Below are 19073 nucleotides of genomic sequence, written 5' to 3'. Positions count from 1 at the left end.
TCAACGTCTCGACCGCGACCCGGCTCCGCGGATCGTCCTTCAGCATGGCGTCGAGAATCGCGTCACTGATCTGGTCAGCGATCTTGTCCGGGTGGCCCTCGGTGACCGACTCGGAGGTGAACAGGCGGCGAGACACGGCATGGGCTCCTTGCGTTCAGGGTGCGTTCGGAGTGCATCAAGAGGACGGACGGCTCAGGCGGTGGACAGGCGGGCGGTGATCAGGCGGAGGATCTCGGTCTGGTGGGCGGTCAGGAAGAAGTGCCCGCCGGTGAAGACCCTCAGGTCGAAGGCGCCGCGCGTGAAGTCGCGCCACGCCTGCGCCTCCTCCAGGGTGGTGGTCGGGTCGGCGTCGCCCACCAGGACGGTCATCGGGCTCTCCAGGGGCGGCCCGGGGCGGTGGACGTAGGTCTCCACGGCGCGGTAGTCGGTGCGGACCGCGTCCAGGACCATGCGCAGCAGCTCCTCGTCCTCCAGCACCTCCGACTGGGTGCCGTCCAGGCGGCGCAGCTCGGCTACCAGCCCGGCGTCGTCGAGCAGGTGCACGCGCTCCTCGCGGGTCCGGGTGGGCGCCCGCCGGCCGGACAGGAACAGGTGCGCGGGCGGGACGCCGTCGGCCTCCATCAGGCGGGCCACCTCGAACGCCAGGGTGGCGCCCATGCTGTGCCCGAACAGCGCGAGGGGGCGCTCGGCCCACGCGCGCAGCGGCTCGTAGATCTGGGCGGCCAGCTCCTGGAGGTTGTCGACGCCCGGCTCGGCGCGGCGGTCCTGCCGGCCGGGGTACTGCACGGAGAGGACGTCGATCGCGGGCGACAGGGCCTGCGCGACGGGCAGGAAGTAGGTGGCCGAGCCGCCCGCGTGCGGGAGGCAGGCGAGCTGGACGGGGCTCTCGGGCGCGGCGCAGAAACGCCGGATCCAGCGCGCGGAGTCGATCGTGGCATGGGTCATCGGGACGTGCCTTTCAACAGCGAAATCCGGAAGGTCTCTCAGAGCGGGATGTTGTTGTGGTCGCCGCGCAGTGCGGGCGCCGCCGCGAACGCCGCGGCCAGCCTGCTCTTCGTGGCGGCCGGGTCGATCACCTCGTCAACCACGCCGATCGCCAGCGCCTTGGTCACCCCGCCGGAGATGATCTCGTGCTCCTGGAGGAGCCGGCTCATCAGCGCGGCCCGCTCCTCCTCGGGCACGGCGGCGAGCTTCTTGCGGTGCAGGATCTTGACTGCCGCCTCGGCGCCCATCACCGCGGTCTCCGCCTCGGGCCAGGCGAACACCGCGGTGGCGCCGAGCGAACGGGAGTTCATCGCGATGTAGGCGCCGCCGTACGACTTGCGGGTGACCAGGGTGACCTTGGGGACGACCGCCTCGGCGAAGGCGTGCAGCAGCTTGGCGCCGCGCCGTACGACGCCCGACCACTCCTGGCCGACGCCGGGCAGGTAGCCGGGCACGTCCACCAGCACCAGCAGCGGGATGCCGAAGGCATCGCACATCCGGACGAACCTGGAGGCCTTCTCGGCCGACAGGGAGTCCAGGCAGCCGCCCTTGCGGATCGGGTTGTTCGCGACGACGCCGATCGTGCGCCCGGCGAATCGGCCGAGGCCGACCACGACGTTGGCCGCCCAGCCGGCCTGGATCTCCTCGAAGCCGCCGTCCAGGATCTCCCGGATCAGCGGCCTGACCTCGTACGCGCGGCGCGACAGCGCGGGCAGGAACTCGCGCAGGTCGCGCCCGTCCCGCACCGAGGCCGGCTCGAAGGCGCCCTGCCGGTCGAACAGCTCGACCAGCCCGCGCGCCTTGCCGTAGGCCTCCGTCTCGGTCTCGACGGTGATGTGGACGACGCCGGACCTGCGGCCGTGCGCCTCGATCCCGCCGAGGCTCTCCATGTCGATGTCCTCGCCGGTGACGCTGCGCACGACGTCGGGCCCGGTGACGAACACGCGGCCGGGCCTGGCCATGACGACCAGGTCGGTCAGCGCGGGCCCGTACGCGGCGGCGCCGGCGGCCGGGCCGAGCACGACGGAGATCTGCGGGACCCGGCCGGAGGCCCTGGTCATCGCGGCGAACATCCGGCCGACGCCGTGCATCGACTCGACGCCCTCGGCGAGCTTGGCGCCGCCCGAGTGCCACAGCCCGACGACCGGGCGCCCCTCCAGCAGCGCGGTGTCGATGGCGGTCACGATGTGCTCGGCGCCGGCACCGCCGAGCGCGCCGCCCATCACGGTGGCGTCGGTGCAGTAGGCGATCACCTCCGTGCCGTGGATCCGGCCGCGCACCGCGACCACGCCGCTGTCGTCGGGGACGTGGAGCGGCTCGTACGGTCCTGGGTCGAGCAACTGGGAGAGCCGTACCGAGGGATCGCGGAAGTCGGGCTCCCGCGGCATCCGTTCGGGCGCGGCGATCGCCATGGTCATGGGGGTCCCCCTCGGGTCACGTGGTCCGCGGGACGGCCACGGATGAACGGTCGTTACGCGATGGCCGCGGGGAGGGGGCCGCCCCTGATCAGGAGCGGCCGTCGCCTCCGGCGGCCTGGACGAGGTCGTTGCCACCGACGGTGAAGTTGACCTTGACGTCCTTGGAGTAGGTGGTGCCTTCGATGGCGCCGGCGAAGCCGCGCACTTCGAGCGGGCCGGTGCCGCCGTTGATCACGATGTCGGCGCCGAACACCTTGATGAAGACGCCCGTGTCCTCCGGCACGTCGAGCACCAGGTCGATGCGGCTCTTCTGCACGAAGTACCGCAGTGCGGACGATGAGGTGATGTGCAGGACGTCGCCCTCGACGGCGGCCTTGGCGCCGAGCGTCGCGACGTCGCCGAGCGCCTTGACGGTCACCGTCTGCGTCTTGAGGGCGTTGATCCTGATGTTGCCGCCCACGATGCGGATCTCGACCCGCTTGATCTGGCCGGCCTGGGTAGAGCGGAACACTTCCACCGAGCTGTCAGACGACACGGAGATCTCCTCTGGATCTACGACGGGGGGTTCGTGCCCTTGATGATCGCACGATGGTCCGCATCGGGTCGCGCGCGTTCAGTCGCCCGAGACCACCAGGTCCCCGCGGACGAGTCCGGTGCCGTCGGGCACCTCCGCCGGGTCGGTGCCGATCTGCATGATCTTGTTGTCCCGGTCGACGAACACGACCCTCGGCTCCAGCTCAGACAGCCGCTCCTCGGCCACCGCTGCGTAGGCGATGATGATCACCAGGTCGCCCTCGTGGATGAGGCGGGCGGCGGCGCCGTTGATGCCGATCACGCCGGAGCCCGCCGGGCCCTCGATGACGTACGTGGACAGGCGGTTGCCGTTGTCGATGTCGACGATGTCGACCTTCTCGCCGTCGACCAGGTCGGCGGCGGCCATCAGGTCCTTGTCGATGGTGACGGAGCCGACGTAGTGCAGGTCGGCCTGGGTCACGGTGGCTCGGTGGATCTTGGACTTCATCAGCGTGCGGAACATGGTCATCCCTTGGGACGTGGTCACGACGGGAACGGGTGGTGCGCCGGAGGGACGCTCGCGCCCGGCTCCGGCAGGACGCCGTCGGCGAAGTACGCGCCGAGCGCGGCGGCCACATGGGGGTTGGGGTTGTAGAAGGCGCTGTGGCCCTCGCCGTCCACGGTCAGCAGGCGCGCGTCGGCGAGCCGGCCGGCGAGCTCGACGGTGGCCTCGTACGAGGTGCCGGGGTCGCCGACGGTGCCGATCAGCAGGATCGGCGCGGCGGTGGGCCGGTCCCAGGGGCCGATGTAACGGTTCTCGCTGGGCGTCCACGCGGCGCAGGCGACCGAGCCCCAGTTGACGACGCTGCCCATGCCGCCGGAGCGCCGCTCGGCGATCTCGCCCTGGGCGAACCAGCTCTGCGGGTCGGACGGGTTGGGGGTGTCGCCGCCGAGGAACGCGATCGACCACTCGGGCGGGGCGGCGAACAGCGGCGGCAGTTCGGTGCCCGCGGGGGACTCGAGCACGTCCAGCTTGGTCTCCAGCGGCCCCTCCTCCTCGGGCCGCTCGGTGGCGAGCCAGATCTCCTGCAGGATCTCCGCCTCGGCCTGCCAGTAGCCGATCTGGTAGAGCGTCACCCACAGGTTGGCGATGACGATGGGGTACGTCACGGTCTGCGGGCCCTTGGGCGTGGCGAGCGTGACCGGCCGCTCGCGCAGCCGCTCCAGCATCGTCCGGAACTTGGCGCGGGTGGCCTGCGCGTCCTCGGCCGCGAACGCGCACGCCTTCGGTCCGGCCTCACCGCCCAGGGTCAGGAAGCGGTCCACGCCGCGGGCGGCGGAGACGTCGAACCCGAGCCGCAGGGTCGCGTTCAGCGTGGGGTCGCGGTCGTCGGTGAACCAGTCGACGGGATCGATCGTGGCGTCCAGTGCCATCGACCGGACCCTGTCGGGGAACAGGTTGGCGTACGTGATGCCGGGCAGCGAGCCGAAGGAGACGCCGAGGTAGTTGAGCGTGTCCTCCCCGACGGCCTGGCGCAGCAGGTCCATGTCGCGGGCGATGTCGGCGCTGGAGATGTGCGGCAGCAGCTTCTCGTTGCGCTCCCGTACGATCTGGGCGAAAGCGGTGAACTTGTCGATCCAGAGCCGCTGCTCCTTCTCCGTCACCGGGAAGGGCAGCGGCAGGTCGCCGAAGAACTCGCCCAGCTCCTGCATGGAGGAGAAGCCCTGCACGGGCGTGCTCTCCCCCGCGCCGCGCGGGTCGAAGCCGATGACGTCGAAGCGCTCGCGCACCTCGGCCGGCAGGAACGGGTAGTGGGCGGGCAGCAGCGTCACGCCGGGGAACGCCGGCCCGCCGCTCACGAAGACCAGCGAGCCGATCCGGCGCGCGGGGTCGGCGGCCCGGCGGCGGATCACCGCGAGGTCGATCTGCTCGCCGCCGGGCTCGCGGTGGTCGAGCGGCACCTTGAGGGTGGCCACCTCGAAGTCCCCGGCGCCCTCCTTGGGCTGCCAGTCCAGCGAAGATCCCATGATGTACGCCTCTCCTCAGCCCACCGCGAGCCGGCGGCGCAGGCTCAGCGGGCGCAGATCTGTCCAAACGGTCGTGATATGGGTCAGGCAGTCGTCCCGCTCGCCGGTGAAGCCCGTCGCCAGCCAGCCGTTCGGCGGGCGCCGGTCGGCGGGCCACAGGGAGTACTGCTCCTCGTGGTTCACCACGACGGCCCAGGTCCCGGAGGTGCTCATCACGGCTTGACCCCCGAGTACATGAAGACCAGGAGCATGGCGGACGACAGCGGCGAGGCCAGGAACTCGTCCACCGCGTCGGCCAGCTCGCGCACGGCGTCCTCGGCGGCCGGGTTGAGCGCGACCATCATGGCGTAGCGGGAGCGGATGTTGAGCTGCGGCTCCAGCATCTCCATGCCGAGCTCGTCGCTGGAGACCGCCACCGCCTCGACCTTGATCTGCTCGAAGCCGGCGGCCACCAGCAGCTTCGGGATCCTGCGGCCGATCAGCCGGTCGCCGCCGCGCTCGGCCTGCAGGTCGATGCGCATCTGGATGACCTGGTCGATGACCGGCAGCCGGGGCGCGGGATGCACGCTGCCCCACAGCGCGTCGTCCACGTCGGCGATCACGACCTGGCCGCCGGGGCGCAGCACGCGGTGCGTCTCGCGCAGCGCGCCGAGCGGGTCGGGCACGTGCTGCAGCAGGAACCGGGCGTGCGCGACGTCGAACGCGGCGTCGGGCAGCGGCTGCTCCATGACGGAGCCCTGCACGAACCGCAGCCTGCTCTCGTCGTGGGGGCCGAGGTACGCCTTGGCCTCGGCGATCTGGTGCTCCTCCAGCTCCAGAGCGGTCACCGAGCCCTGCGGGACCTCCTGCAGGAGCAGCTCGGTGATGAAGCCGGGGCCCGCGCCGATCTCCAGGACGTCGGCGTCGGGGCGCAGGCCCCACTCCCGCATGACGCGGGCCTCCTTCGGCCAGGACGCCGTCGCCTGGATCTTGAGCCGGTTGAGCTCGTTCTCGGGATGCGGGTGCTCGCCCGCCCCGTAGTACGACGACTCACGAGTGGTTGTCATGATGTGGTTTCACACCTTTCCGGTTATCAAGGCGGCCATCCGGCTCACCGTTGGCTCGTCCAGGAACTCGTCGAGCGGGACTTCTACGTCGAAGAGCCGGTCGGCGCGTGAGATCAGGCGGGTGGCGACGAGGGAGTCGCCGCCCAGCATGAACAGGTCGTCGGTGACGTCCAGGTCGTCGCAGCCGAGCAGGTCGCGCCAGAGCTCGATGACCTGCCCGATGACGTGACCGGCCGCCGCCTCGTCCCCGCCGTCCCGGTCCCGCCCGGCCGTCGCGCCGTGGGCCGGTCCCGCTTCCCGCCCGCCCTCCGACGTCGGGTCGGCGCCCGGTACGGCGGCTTCGTCGGGACGCGTCCCACCACCGGAGCCCGGCACCCCCGCCGTCGTGGGGCGGGAGGCCGGAGCGGGGAGGGTGTCGGAGGCCGGGAGAGCGTCGGGGGCGTCCACCCAGTGGCGGCGGCGCTGGAAGGGGTAGCCGGGCAGCTGCGCCGCCAGGCGCGGGGCGCCGCCGTGGTAGGCCGCCCAGTCCACGTCCACGCCGTGCTCCCAGAGGGCCGCCACCGCGCCGGCCAGCGCGGCGGGCGCCGTCCCCTTGCCGCCGGCGCCGGGCAGCGTCCCGATGGCCGGGACGCCGGGTCCGGCGGTCTGCGCGGCGAGCCGGCCGAGCGCGCGCCCGGGCCCTGCCTCCAGCAGGACCGGGCGCTGTACGGCCAGCACCGCGGCGATCCCGTCGGCGAACCTGACGGCGTGGCGCGCCTGCCTGGCCCAGTAGCGGGGGTCCGTGGCCTGCGCGCTGCCGATCCAGGTGCCCGTGACGTTGGAGACGAACGGGACGCGCGGCGCCTGCCTCGGCACGGCCGCCACCAGCTCGGCGAAGGGCTCCATCATGGGGTCCAGCGCGGCGGAGTGGAAGGCGTGCGAGGTGGCGAGCGGGCGGGCGGCCACGCCGCGTTCCACCAGCTCCGCCCGTACCCGCTCGACGGCCTCCGCGGGACCTGACAGGACGCAGCGGGCGGGCGCGTTGACCGCCGCGACGGCGAGCCCAGCGCTCTCGTACGCCCGCGCCTGCTCCTCGGTGAGCTCGACGGCCAGCATCGAGCCGCCGGGCAGCGCGCCGACCAGCCGCCCACGGGCCGCGACCAGGGCCAGCGCGTCGGGCAGGGTGAAGACTCCGGCGACGCAGGCGGCCACCCATTCGCCGATGCTGTGGCCGAGCATCGCCACGGGCCGCACGCCGATCGACTCCAGCCAGCTGGCCAGCGCGTACTCGACGGCGAACAGCGCCGGCTGGGCCAGCTCGGTGGCCACCAGCGGATCGGGCCCCGGCTCGGTCAGCAGCTCGATCAGGTCGCGCCCGATCAGCGGGTCCAGCACGCGGGCACAGGCGCGCAGCCGCTCGGCGAACTCCGGTTCGCTGTCCATCAGGCCGGCGGCCATGCCGCGGTACTGGCTGCCCTGACCCGGGAAGAGCAGCACGGGGGACGGCCGGTCCATGGCCGCGCGCCCGGTCGCCCCGCGCAGCGCGGCGGCGCCTTCCGCCGGATCGGCACAGGCCACGGCCACCCGGTACGCGAACGCCCGCCGCCCCCGCTGCAAGGTGGACGCGACCGCAGCCAGCTCGACGCCCTCGCCGACCGACGGCACCTCGCGTGCGGCCGTCGCCTCGCGTGCGGCGGAAGGTGAACCAGGGGCGAGTTCCGTGAGGGTGGCGGCCAGGGCGGTGCGGGCCTGGTCGAGGGCTTCCGGGGTGCGGGCCGAGAGCGTCAGGACGTGGTGGTGGCGAGCGGCGGCCGGAAGGGGGCGCGGCGGCGGCTGCTCGATCACGACGTGGGCGTTGGTGCCGCCCACCCCGAAGGAGCTCACGCCGGCCCGGCGCGGCCCTTCCCCGTCGGGCCACGGCCGCAGCGCGGCGTTCACGGCGAACGGGCTGTCGCGGCGCGTCCGCGGGTTGGGGCGGCGGTAGTTGAGGCTGGCAGGCAGCCGCCCGTGGCGGACGGCGAGGATCGCCTTCATCAGGCCGATGACGCCGGCCGCCGCGTTGAGGTGGCCGATGTTCGTCTTGACGGAGCCGATGGCCACCGACCCGGGAGCGGCGCCGGCCGCGCCGAAGACCTTGTCGAGGGCGGCCAGCTCGATCGGGTCGCCGACGGCGGTGCCCGTGCCGTGCGCCTCGACGTACCCGATCGTGGAGGGGCTGATCTCGGCGGCCCGGTACGCGGCGGCGACGGCCTCGGCCTGGCCGTCGACGCTGGGTGCGGCGTAGCCGACCTTGCGCGCGCCGTCGCTGTTGACGGCGCTGCCGAGGATGACGGCGTGGATCACGTCGCCGTCGGCGAGCGCGTCGGAGAGCCGCTTCAGCATCACCACCCCGACCCCGTTGGTGAAGACGGTGCCGGCGGCGTCGGCGTCGAAGGCCCGGCAGTGGCCGTCGGGCGACTGGATCCCGCCGTGCTCGTGGACGTAGCCGAGGTCCTGCGGCAGCTTGACCGAGACGCCGCCGGCCAGGGCGGCGTCGCACTGGTAGTCGAGCAGCGCCTGGCACGCCTGCGCGACGGCCACCAGGGAGGTGGAGCACGCGGTCTGCACGGTCACGGCAGGCCCGGTCAGGCCCAGCTTGTACGCGACCCTGCTGGTCAGGTAGTCCTTGTCGTTGCCGTGCAGGAGCGAGGCCGGATACTCCACCGGCATGCCCCGCCCGGTCAGGCCCGGCAGCAGGTTGAGCACCAGGTAGGTGTTGAACGAGCAGCCGCCCCACACGCCGATCCGGCCCGCGTACCGGGAGGGGTCGCAGGCGGCGTCCTCCAGGGCGGCCCAGCACTGCTCCAGGAAGAGCCGGTGCTGCGGGTCGGCCTGCTCGGCCTCGCGCGGCGTCATGCCGAAGAGGTCCGCGTCGAAGTACTCGAGCCCGTCGAGCCGGCCGGTGGCGGGCACGTAGCCGCGCGGCATGCCCGGCCGGTCGGCGCCGATCTCGATTGATTCGACGCCGTTGACGAGGTTCGTCCAGAACTCGGCCACGTCGGCCGCGCCGGGCACCCGGCAGGCCATGCCGATCACCGCGACGCGCTCCAGCTCGTCGTCCATCGCGCCGGGCTCCGGATCATCGTCCATCGCGTGGCGTCCGGGACCCCGGTCCGTCGCGTGACGCCCGAGCTCGTCGGCGCCGTCCGTCGCGTAGTCAGCCATGGTGTCCCCGCTTGAGTCGTCTCCTGCGCGCGGCGCGCTTCCTGTCGTGTTCGTCTCCGGCCTCCGGGGACGGCGCGGCGCCGGTGGGCGGGCGCTCGATCGCGGCGGCGAGCGCCGCCACGGTGGGGCTCTGGAACAGGTCGATGACGGACAGCTCGCAGCCGAGCTCCTCGCGGAGCAGCGCCTGCAACCGGACCACGAGCATCGAGTGCCCGCCGAGGTCGAAGAAGTTGTCGTCCCTGCCGACCCGTTCCAGCCCGAGCAGGTCGCACCAGAGCCTGGCCAGCCGCTCCTCCAGCCCGGCGGCCGGGGGCTCACCGGCCGTCTCGCGCGGCGCGTCCGGCGCGAGCGCGGCCAGGGCGGCGGCGTCCACCTTGCCGTTGGCGGTGAGGGGCAGCTCCGGCACGGCCACGATCCGTCCCGGCACCAGGTACGCGGGCAGCGTCCCGCCGAGCCGGGCCCGCAGCCCCGCCGGGTCGTCGGCGCCCACGACGTACGCGACGAGCGCGGTCTCCCCCGAGGCGTCGGCCTGCGTGGTGACGTGCGCGTCGCGGCACCATTGCCGCAGGTGGCCCTCCACCTCGGCGGGGTCGGCCCGGTAGCCGCGCACCTTGACCTGCCGGTCGGCCCGCCCGGCGTAGGACACGGTGCCGTCGGCCCTGAGCCGGCCCAGGTCGCCGGTGTGGTAGCGGCCGTCGTGGAAGCGTTCGGCGGTGGCCTCCGGGTCGTCGAGGTACCCGGCGGCGAGGTGCGGGCTCTCGACGACGATCTCGCCCAGCTCCCCCACCCCGGCCTCGCGCCCGCCGCGCAGGACGAGCAGGCGGGCCGGGCGCACGCCCGTGCCCAGCGGCACCCCCTGCCCGGGGACCAGGTCCTCGACGACGTGGTACGCGTGCGCCTGCGGCGTCTCGGTGGCGCCGTAGAAGTTGACCGGCACGGCGCCCGGCGCGATCCTGCGGATCACCGCGACCTCGCGCTCGGTGAGCACGTCGCCGCCGAAGAACGCGTACCGCAGATCCGGCAGCGCTCCGTCGGGGGCGCCGGCCAGCAGCCTGGCCATCGGCGGGGTGAGGTGCAGCACGGTGATCCGGTTGCCGGCGAGCCAGGCGGTGAACGCCGCCGGGTCGGCCAGATGTCCGGGCGGCGGCACGTGCAGGCCGGCGCCGAGCGACAGCGGGACGAAGACGTCGCGCAGCAGCGGGTCGTGGCCGAGCCCCGAGGCGAGCGCGAAGCGGTCCGCCGCGCTGACCTGGAACGTGGCCGTGTACCACGCGAGGAAGTGCGCCAGGGGGGCGTGCGGGCCGACGACGGCCTTGGGCCTGCCGGTGGAGCCGGAGGTGAAGGCGACGTACGCGGTGTCGGTGTGCCGCAGCACCGGGAACGCCGGGCCCCGGGCGGGGCGGTGGGGCAGGTCGGCGACGGCGAGGGCGAGCCGTACGGGCGGCCCGAGCACCTCGGGCGGCCCGGTCGCGCCGGTGGCGTCCAGCCAGGCGGCGGCGGACAGCTGCGCGGCCGCGGCGGCGCGCCGGGGGCGCGGGTGGTCCCGGTCGATCACGGCGAACGCCGCCCCGGCCCGCAGCACGCCGAGCAGCGCGACGACCAGGTCGGGGTGGCGGGCGGCGTGCACGGCCACCCGGTCGCCGCGGCCGACGCCCGCCCGGCGCAGCACCTCGGCCAGCGCGTCGGCGCGCCCGGCGAGCTCCTCGTACGTGAGCGCCGTGCCGTCGTGGTGGAGGGCTTCCGCGCCTGGGTGCCGGGCGGCGGTGGCGAAGAACCGGTCGTGCGCCAGCGCCGAGCGCTCCGCCCCAGGCCCCAGCCCAGGTTCCGCCCCAAGCTCTCCCTCGGGCTCCACCCCAGGCTCTCCCTCGGAATCAGCCTCGGAGGCGGGCACGGGGGTGGTGAGGTCGTCGATCGGCCGGGCCGGGTCCGTCACGACCTGGGCGAGCAGGCTCTCCAGCTGCCCGAGCAGCGCGGCGATCGTGCCGGCCGCGTACAGGTCGCCGTCGCAGACCGCGTCGAGGGTGAGCCCGTCGGCGTGCGGCTTGGCGTACAGGGTGAGCTCGAAGCGGGGGCTGACGTCCTCGGTCTCGGTGACCCGGGCCTCGATGCCGGGGATGTCCACGACCAGCTCGTCCAGGTTGATCATGTTGAAGACGACCTGGTAGATCGGCGTCCGCGAGACGTCCCTGTCGGGCGCCAGGCGCTCGACGATCTGCTCGAACGGCACCTCCTGGTGGGCGTCGGCGTCCAGGACGCTCTGCCGTACCTGGCGCAGCAGGTCGAGAAAGGGCGGGTTGCCGCCGGTGTCGGTCCTGATCACCACGGTGTTGACGAACAGGCCGATGGCGCGTTCGAGGTCGGTGCGCAGGCGGCCGGCCACGGGCAGCCCGACGAGGACGTCGTCCTGCCCCGACCAGCGCGACAGCAGCACCTGGAACGCGGCGAGCAGAATCATGGACGGCGTGGCGCTCTCCTGGGCGGCCAGCCGCCCGATCGCGCCGGTCAGGGTCGGGCCCAGCTCCCTGCTCACCCGGCGGGGGCGGCCGGGCCGTCCGGTGCGGGGGCGGTCGGCGGGCAGTTCGAGCGCGGGCGGGGCGCCGGAGAGGCGGCGCTCCCAGGAGGACAGGGCCCGCACGCCGTCCTCGCTGTCTTGCCGGTCGCGCTGCCAGCAGGCGAAGTCGGCGTACTGGACCGGGACCTCCGGCAGCGGCCTGCCCGCGTAGCCGGCCGCCAGCTCCTCGACCAGCACCCGCATCGACCAGCCGTCCCCGGCGATGTGGTGCAGCGCGAGCAGCGCGACGTGGTGGTCGTCGGCAAGCCGGAGCAGCACCGCCCTGGCGGGGCCGGCGGACAGGTCGAACGGCTCCTCGTCGAACGCCGCCATCCGCTCGGAGAGGACCCGGTCCCAGTCGGCCTGGGGCGTTCCGGACAGGTCGACCAGCGGCAGCGGGTCGGCGGCGGCCTCGACGACGAACTGCCGGGGCTCGCCGCCGGCCACGCGGTAGACGGTCCTGAGCACCTCGTGCCTGGCGAGGACGGCGGCCATCGCGGCGCGCAGCCGTCCGACGTCCAGCGGCCCTTCGAGGTGGAGCTCGCCGGCCAGCCGGTACGCCTGGTCGCCGGGGCGCAGCTGCTCCATGAACCACAGGCGCCGCTGGGCGAAGGAGAGCGGCAGCCCTTCGGGGCCGCGCGGCCGCCGCTCGATCGGCTCGGGCGCCGCGTCGCCACCCGCGCCCGCGAGGGCGTCCACGCGCGCGGCCAGGGTCCTGATCGTCGGCGCGTCGAAGATCTCGTGCAGGGGCAGCTCCAGGCCGCGCAGCTGGTGCAGCCGGGTGACGATCCTGGTGGCGAGCAGCGAGTGGCCGCCGAGCTCGAAGAAGTTGTCGTCGATGCCGGCGGCGACGACGCCGAGCACCTCCTCCCAGACGGCGGCCAGCTCCCGCTCGGTCGCGGTGCCCGGCCGGGCGCCGCTCGCTGGCCGCTCGGCGGCCGTCTCGTCGGGGTCGGGCAGCCGGTCGCGGTCCACCTTGCCGTTGGGGTTGAGCGGGAAGGCGTCCATCAGGACCAGGTGCGCGGGCACCATGTTCGGCATGAGCCGCTGTTCGAGATGTTCGCGGACGGCCGCGGCGCTCGTGGTGTCGCCGTCGTGCCTGACGACGTAGCCGATGAGCCGCAGCTCGCCGTTGCGGGCCGGGCGGGCCAGCACCAGCGCCTCGCGTACCGCCGGGTGGGCGACGATCTGCGCCTGCACCTCGCCCGGCTCCGTGCGCACGCCGCGGATCTTGACCTGGTGGTCGTTGCGGCCGAGGTAGTGCAGCCGCCCGTCGTGGCCGAACCGTACGCGGTCGCCCGTGCGGTACAGGCGCGCGCCGGGCCGGTCGGAGAACGGGTGGGGCACGAAGCGGTCGGCGGTGAGGTCGGGGCGGTTCTGGTAGCCGCGGGTGACTCCGGTGCCTCCGACGTACAGCTCGCCGACCACGCCGACCGGGACCGGCTCCAGGTACTCGTCCAGGACGTACAGCTCGGTGCCGGCGACGGCGCGGCCGATCGCCGGGGTGCCGCCGTCCGGCTCGCACCGCTCCAGGGTGCAGAAGACGGTGATCTCGGTCGGCCCGTACGCGTTGACCAGGCGGCGGCCCGGCGCCCAGGCGCGCACGGTCTCGGCCGTGATCGCCTCGCCGACCGAGGTCAGCTCGGTGACCGTGGGCAGGCCGGCGGGGTCGAGGATGCCCATGACCGACGGGGTGGCGCTGAGCGAGGTGATGCCGCGCCTGCGGACGACGTCGGCCAGGGGCGGGCCGGGCCGCAACTGCGCGCGGGGGGCCAGGTGCAGGCTGGCACCCGAGCCGAGCGCCATCAGCCACTCCCAGGTGCTGACGTCGAAGCTGATCGAGGCGTTCTGCAGGATCCGGCGGTCGGGGTCGGGCGGGAACGCCTGCCGGTGGGCCAGGTCGAGGTCCACGACGCCGCGGTGCTCGACCATCACGCCCTTGGGGCGGCCGGTGGAGCCGGAGGTGTAGATGACGTAGGCGAGGTTGTCAGCGGTGGGCTCGACGGCCTCCGGCGCGGGGTCGGGCGCGGGGTGGTCGTCGTCCAGGTAGAGGACGGGCGCGCCGGTGGCGGGGAGCCGCCCGGCCAGGTGGCGCTGGGTCAGCAGCAGCCGTACGTCGGAGTCCTCCATCATGTATTCGAGGCGCTTGGGCGGGTACCCGGGGTCCAGCGGGATGTACGCGCCGCCCGCGATCATGACGGCGAGCATCCCGACGACCAGGTCGCACGACCCGTCGGCGCTCAGCCCCACCTTGACCTCGGGCCCGACGCCGCGGGCGCGCAGCACGGACGCGAGTGCGCGGGCCTCGGCCACCAGTTCGGCGTAGGTGAGCGAGCGCTCCTCGCAGACCACGGCGACCCGCTCGGGCGTGCGCTCCGCCTGGGCGATGACCAGGTGGTGCGCGCACGTCAGGCCGGTGGAGACGCCGTCGCCCGGGCGGTTCCAGGCGGTGAGGACCCGCTGCCGCTCGGCCGGCTCCAGGAGGGACAGCGTCCCGAGCCCGGCGTCGGGCCGCCGCACGCATTCCCGCGCGAGGACGCGGAAGTGGTGGGCCATGTCCTGGACGGTCTGCCGGTCGAACAGGTCGGTGGCGTAGCGCAGCGAGCAGTACAGCGTGTCGTCGACCTCCTCGGCGAACAGCGTGAGGTCGTGCTCGCTGCCGTGGTGCTCCAGCTCGTACGGCTTCAGCACGACGTCGCCGACGGCGATCTCCGCGTCGGTGAAGCCGGTGCCGAGCAGCGAGAGGCCGCGCTGCGCGGACGACAGCGACGACTCGTAGTGGAAGGCCACGTTGAACAGCGGCGCGCCCGGGTCCGACCGTGACTCGGCCAGTTGCTGGATGACCAGCGGGAACGGGTAGTCCTGGTGCTCCAGCCCGTCCAGCACGGTCTCGCGTACCTGGTCGAGCAGGGAGCGGAAGGTCTGGCCCGGCTCGATGCCGGTGCGGACGACCATGATGTTGGCGAAGTAGCCGACGATCTCGTGGAAGGCGGGGCGGCCCCGGCTGGAGGTGGCCGAGCCGATCCAGATGTCGCGCTGGCCGGTGTAGCGGTGCAGGAGGACGTTCAGCACGGCCAGCAGCGCCACGTACGGCGTCGTGCCGGCCTGCCTGGCGAGTTCCTTGAGCGCCAGGGTCAGCTCGCGGTCCAGGGTGAACCCGCAGCTCGCGGCCCGGTGCGCGGGGCGGGCCGGGCGGGGGCGGTCCAGGGGCAGGTCGAGCTGGGGGACCTCGCCCTGGAGCCGGCGCGCCCAGTAGGCGGCCGCGGCGCGGCCGGCCGGGCCGTCCAGGAGCTCGCGCTGCCAGCGGACGAAGTCGAGATAGCCGGCCGCCGGCCCTTCCGTGGCGGCGGGCACCCCGGTGACCTCGGCCTCGTAGAAGCGCTGCAGGTCGCCGGCGATGATGCCGAACGACCACAGGTCGGTGGCGACGTGGTGCGCGGCCAGCACGAGCAGGTGCACGTCGTCGTCGAGCCGGACGACCTGCGCGCGCAGCAGCGGGCCGCGGGCGAGGTCGAACGGCCGCTGCGTGAACTCCGCCACGACCTGGTCGACCCACTCGGCGGGGCAGCCGACCATGTCGAGCTCGTCGAACTCGACCGCGGCCTCCCCCGACACGCGCTGCCGCAGCTCGCCGTCCACCTGCGCCAGGGTGGTGCGCAGTACGGGGTGGCGGCGGATCACCTGGGTGAGGGCGGCCTTCATGGCGGGGACGTCGAACGCGCCCTCGATCCTGGCGGCGCCGCCCAGGTGGTAGGCGGGGCTGCCGGGGTGCAACCGGTCGAACAGCCACAGGGCGCGCTGGCCGGCGGAGGCCGGCTGGTGCTCGGCCGCCTGCGCGGCCCGGCTGCGCAGCAGCTCGCGCAGCGTTTCCCGGCGGTCTGCCACAGCGTCCGGCGGGGGTGTCACGATCTGGTCGGTCATAGCGTTCGCGCCGTCCCGGTCGCCAGGCGCTGGAGCAGCGCGTCCACCTCCTCCGCTGGGAGCGTGTCCAGGTTGGCCAGGAGCCGTTCGATCTCCCTGGGGTCGTCGAGCCCGGCGGCCGGGGCGGACGCGGCCTCCGCGTCCGGGCCGATCCGGGCGGCCAGCTCGGCGGCGACCTCGGTGACGGTGTCGCCGCGCAGCAGCTTGACCACCTTCACCTCGACGCCGAGCGCCGCCTCCAGCCGGCCCTGGAGTTCGAGGCCCATGACGGAGTCCAGGCCGAGGGCGTTCAGCGGCCGGTCGGTGTCCACGCGAGCGGCCGGCAGGCGCAGCACCCGCCCCAGCTCGGCACGGAGGAAGCCGGAGATCCGGGCCGCGCGCTCGTCCGGGTCCGCCGCGGCGAGGGCGTCCAGGTCGAGCGCCTGCCTCTCGTCTCCCTTGCCCTTGAGGGCGGCGGCTCTCCCGGCCAGCGCGTCCTGCGGGAAGCGCTCCAGGGTGAGCCGCTCGACGGCTGCCAGCACGGCGCCCGCGCCGTCCAGTGCCCGCACGGACCAGGCGGAGTGCCCGGCACCTGGGGCTTCGGGAGTTCCGCGGAACAGCACCCAGCCGGCGCTGCCGGACCGGTACACGCTCAACCCGTCGAACGCGACCGGCAGCCACACCGCCGCCCCGGCGCCCGACTCGGACGAGCCGGCCGGCACGCGCTCCTCCGGCGCGGGCGGGACGGCACAGGAGAGGAGGGCGGCGCAGTGGAGCAGGGCGTCCACGGGCGGCCTGTCGCCGTTCAGGCGGAACAAGGTCTCTTCGGGGGCGCGCCAGACGCCCTCGACCATCGGGAGGTCGGCCGTCAGCCCGGCCGCGGCGAGGGCGGCGTAGGCGTCCTGGCCGGGCGTGCGCGTCATGACACCGGCGGTCAGCGCCTCCACGTCGACCGCGCCGGACGGGCCGGTGTCCCGTGCGGGGCGCGGCCGGATGGTGCCCATGGCCCGCAGGCCGAGCCCCTGGCCGGTGGGGGCATGCACCTCGATCAGCCCCTGGCCTGGGGACACGGCGGCGTACGGCTCGTCGGGGGCGAGGGCGTCCACGGCGAGGTGCAGGTCCAGCTCGTACGGCTCATCGGGACAGGCGGCGAGCGCGGTCCCGGCCATCAGCGCGAACGAGGCCAGCGGCGCGCCTCCGTACAGGCGGAACCGCCCGGATGCCGGCGCGCGCCTGACGTGGGCGCGCCAGAGGCCCAGCTCGGGCGGCAGGTCCCCGAACGCCTCCCTGGCGCTCACCCCCGGTTCCCCGGACCCGCTGGAGAGCCGCGCGGAGCCATGGGTCTCGGACGCGGCGGAAGGTGCCGGATCGAGCTGAGGGCGCTCGAAGCCGCCCGGGAAGGGAGCCCGGTCGCCGGGGAAGGGCTCGGAGCCGCCCCGGACGGGGACCTGGTCATGGCGGACGGGCTCGGAGCCGCTCTGTGCCGGCGACTGTCCATGCGCGGGCGCTGCGGGGGCCGAGGCGAGGTTCGGGGCCGCTGCGGAGGTCGAGGGTGGCCCGGGATCAAAAAGCGGTGTGGTGAGGGGCAGGCGGATGGGGCGGCGGTCCGGCGGGGACAGGGCGGAGAAGTCGAGGGCGGCGCCCGCCTCGTAGAGACGGCCGGCGGCGGTGAGCAGCGCTTCTCGCGCGGGCACGTCGCGTCGCAGGGTCGGGACGACGAGGGCGCCGGAGCCGGTCAGTGACTCCGCGATCGAGGGCGACAGCGTGGGGTGCGCCCCGATCTCGACGAAGGCGCGATGGCCCTGGCCGGCGAGGTGCCGGAGCGCGTGCAGGAACCGGACCGGTTCGCGCAGGTTGGCGCGCCAGTAGGCGGGGCCGAGCTCGCGCCCGGTGACGGGCGCGCCGGTGACGGCGGACACCAGGGTGGTGTGCGCGTCTCCGGGGACGAGGCCGCCGATCAGCTCGGCCAGCTTGTCGTGCGCCGGCGCCACGTACCGGCTGTGGAAGGCCACCGAGCCGGGCAGCAGCCGGGCGAACACCTCCGCGGCGGCCAGCTCGGCGACGACGCCTTCCACGGTCTCGGGGGATCCGGCGATCAGGGTGGATCGGGGGGAGTTCCACGCGGCGATCTCGGCGTCGCCGCCGTGCCGCGCGATCCGGTCCGCGGCCTCGTCCGCGCCGACGCCCAGCAGCGCCGTACGCCCGCCGCCGCCGACCTCCCGCGTGACCTCGCCCCGTACCGCGGCCAGGCCCAGCGCGTCCTCAAGGGTGAGCGCGCCGCACGCGACCGCGGCGGGGATCTCGCCGAGGCTGTGCCCGACGCAGGCGTCGGCGATCACGCCCCAGCTCTCCAGCAGCCGCACCACGGCGATCTGGAGCGCGACGAGCACGGGCTGGAGCACCGCGGGGTCCGGCAGCCTGGAGGTCTCGGCGGTCGCGGCCAGCTCGCCCGTGACCGACCATCCGGCCAGCCGGGTCAGGACGTCGTCGCTCTCGTCGAGCACCTCCCGGGCGGCTGGCTCCGCGGCCAGGCCGCGGCCCATGCCGAGCCACTGGTTGCCCTGCCCCGAGAACACGAACACGAGCCGTCCCGCCGCGTCGCCGGGCAGCGGCTCCTGCGGCGGCAGGCTCCCGATGTCGGCCAGCCACTGCCGGGCCTCGCCGGCGGTGGACAGCACTCCGGCCACGCGCGTGGCGCCGTGCCGGCCGAGTGCGCCTGCCGTGTAGGCCAGGTCCGCCAGGCGTGCGCCGTCGGCGAGGGCCCGGTCGTACCGCTCCGCCTGCCCGGCGACCGACCGGTGGTCGGCGCCGGACAACGGGAGCAGCACGGCCGCGGGACGCTCCGCGCCGGCCGGTGTTTCTTCTTTGTACATGCGCCCGCTTCTCCCACGAACAATGGTCAGGAAAAAAGTGGTCGTAACCGGGTGGTCAAGAGGTCGCGGAGCCGGTCAGCCGCGGTCGGCGGCGAGCTGCGCGTCGATCTGCCGGCGAATTTCGGCCAGCGTCTGCGCCGGGTCCCATTCGCCTTCGGCCTCGATGGCCTTGCCGTCCTTGAACGTGCACCAACTGGTGTAGTTCACGGCAAAGGATTTGCCGGTGGGGTCGAATCCCATGATCCGGCCGACGTGGGTGCCGGCGAGGGTCCAGGCCAGGTGCGCGGTGTCGCCGTCCCACCTGGTGACGGCGGCGCTGTAGTGCGGCTGGAGCTTCTCGCGCAGCTCCGTGATCCCGTCGCGGATGCCGTCGAAATCGTCCCCCTGGGCGTCGAGTTCGAGCGCGGACTCGTCGGTGTGGGTGACGAAGTCCGGGTGCACGAATTCTCCCAGCCGCTCTATCCGGCCCTCGTTGAGAACGTACTTGATGTAATTCTGCAGATTTTCCTCGCAGGCCCTGCGGTCTTCTGCCACGGCAATCTCCAAAACGGATATGCGGATTTTCGGCGATTTCAGT

The 19073-nt window shown here is 74.0% G+C and carries 12 protein-coding genes; all 12 read right to left on the bottom strand.

The genetic code is table 11. The annotated features are described in order from the left end of the window. A partial coding sequence (locus FH608_RS11550; RefSeq protein WP_226899327.1) for an S-adenosylmethionine synthetase N-terminal domain-containing protein occupies nucleotides 1-136 on the bottom strand: 136 nt, incomplete at its 3' end. A 56-nt stretch (nucleotides 137-192) separates the two neighbouring features. Continuing rightward, complete coding sequence (locus FH608_RS11545; RefSeq protein WP_139630397.1) at nucleotides 193-945, bottom strand: thioesterase II family protein; 753 nt, start codon at nucleotides 943-945, stop codon at nucleotides 193-195. Between the two features lie 38 nt (nucleotides 946-983). After that, a complete protein-coding gene (locus FH608_RS11540) occupies nucleotides 984-2402 on the bottom strand; it encodes an acyl-CoA carboxylase subunit beta (protein WP_139630396.1) in 1419 nt (472 codons plus the stop codon). Nucleotides 2403-2490: 88 nt separating this feature from the next. Further along, complete coding sequence (locus tag FH608_RS11535) at nucleotides 2491-2937, bottom strand: hypothetical protein (RefSeq protein ID WP_139630395.1); 447 nt, start codon at nucleotides 2935-2937, stop codon at nucleotides 2491-2493. Nucleotides 2938-3015: 78 nt separating this feature from the next. Continuing rightward, nucleotides 3016-3438, bottom strand: a complete 423-nt coding sequence (panD, locus tag FH608_RS11530) for an aspartate 1-decarboxylase (RefSeq protein ID WP_139630394.1) — start codon at nucleotides 3436-3438, stop codon at nucleotides 3016-3018. Between the two features lie 20 nt (nucleotides 3439-3458). Then, nucleotides 3459-4943, bottom strand: a complete 1485-nt coding sequence (locus FH608_RS11525; protein ID WP_139630393.1) for an alpha/beta hydrolase — start codon at nucleotides 4941-4943, stop codon at nucleotides 3459-3461. Between the two features lie 15 nt (nucleotides 4944-4958). Further along, complete coding sequence (locus FH608_RS11520) at nucleotides 4959-5156, bottom strand: MbtH family protein (RefSeq protein WP_139630392.1); 198 nt, start codon at nucleotides 5154-5156, stop codon at nucleotides 4959-4961. Next, nucleotides 5156-5989 (bottom strand): class I SAM-dependent methyltransferase, encoded by an 834-nt coding sequence (locus tag FH608_RS11515; protein WP_139630391.1) that lies wholly within the window; start codon nucleotides 5987-5989, stop codon nucleotides 5156-5158. The genes FH608_RS11520 and FH608_RS11515 overlap by 1 nt, the downstream gene beginning before the upstream one ends. Before the next feature lie 9 nt (nucleotides 5990-5998). Further along, nucleotides 5999-9172: a type I polyketide synthase gene (locus FH608_RS11510; protein WP_139630390.1), complete on the bottom strand. Its 3174-nt coding sequence runs from the start codon at nucleotides 9170-9172 to the stop codon at nucleotides 5999-6001. Further along, nucleotides 9165-15644 (bottom strand): non-ribosomal peptide synthetase, encoded by a 6480-nt coding sequence (locus tag FH608_RS11505; protein WP_139630389.1) that lies wholly within the window; start codon nucleotides 15642-15644, stop codon nucleotides 9165-9167. The genes FH608_RS11510 and FH608_RS11505 overlap by 8 nt, the downstream gene beginning before the upstream one ends. Then, nucleotides 15641-18496 carry an acyltransferase domain-containing protein gene (locus tag FH608_RS11500; protein WP_139630388.1) on the bottom strand — a complete coding sequence of 952 codons (2856 nt, stop codon included), beginning with the start codon at nucleotides 18494-18496 and terminating at the stop codon, nucleotides 15641-15643. The genes FH608_RS11505 and FH608_RS11500 overlap by 4 nt, the downstream gene beginning before the upstream one ends. Nucleotides 18497-18571: 75 nt before the next feature. Then, on the bottom strand, nucleotides 18572-19030 hold the full coding sequence (locus tag FH608_RS11495) for an ester cyclase (protein ID WP_193318356.1): 459 nt from the start codon (nucleotides 19028-19030) through the stop codon (nucleotides 18572-18574). Nucleotides 19031-19073: the final 43 nt, after the last annotated feature.

Origin of the sequence: Nonomuraea phyllanthi (genome assembly GCF_006334985.2) — a bacterium.
Taxonomy (GTDB): Bacteria; Actinomycetota; Actinomycetes; order Streptosporangiales; family Streptosporangiaceae; genus Nonomuraea; species Nonomuraea phyllanthi.
The sequence above is the reverse complement of the archived record's forward strand: the minus strand, read 5'-3'. Positions and strand labels throughout refer to the sequence as shown.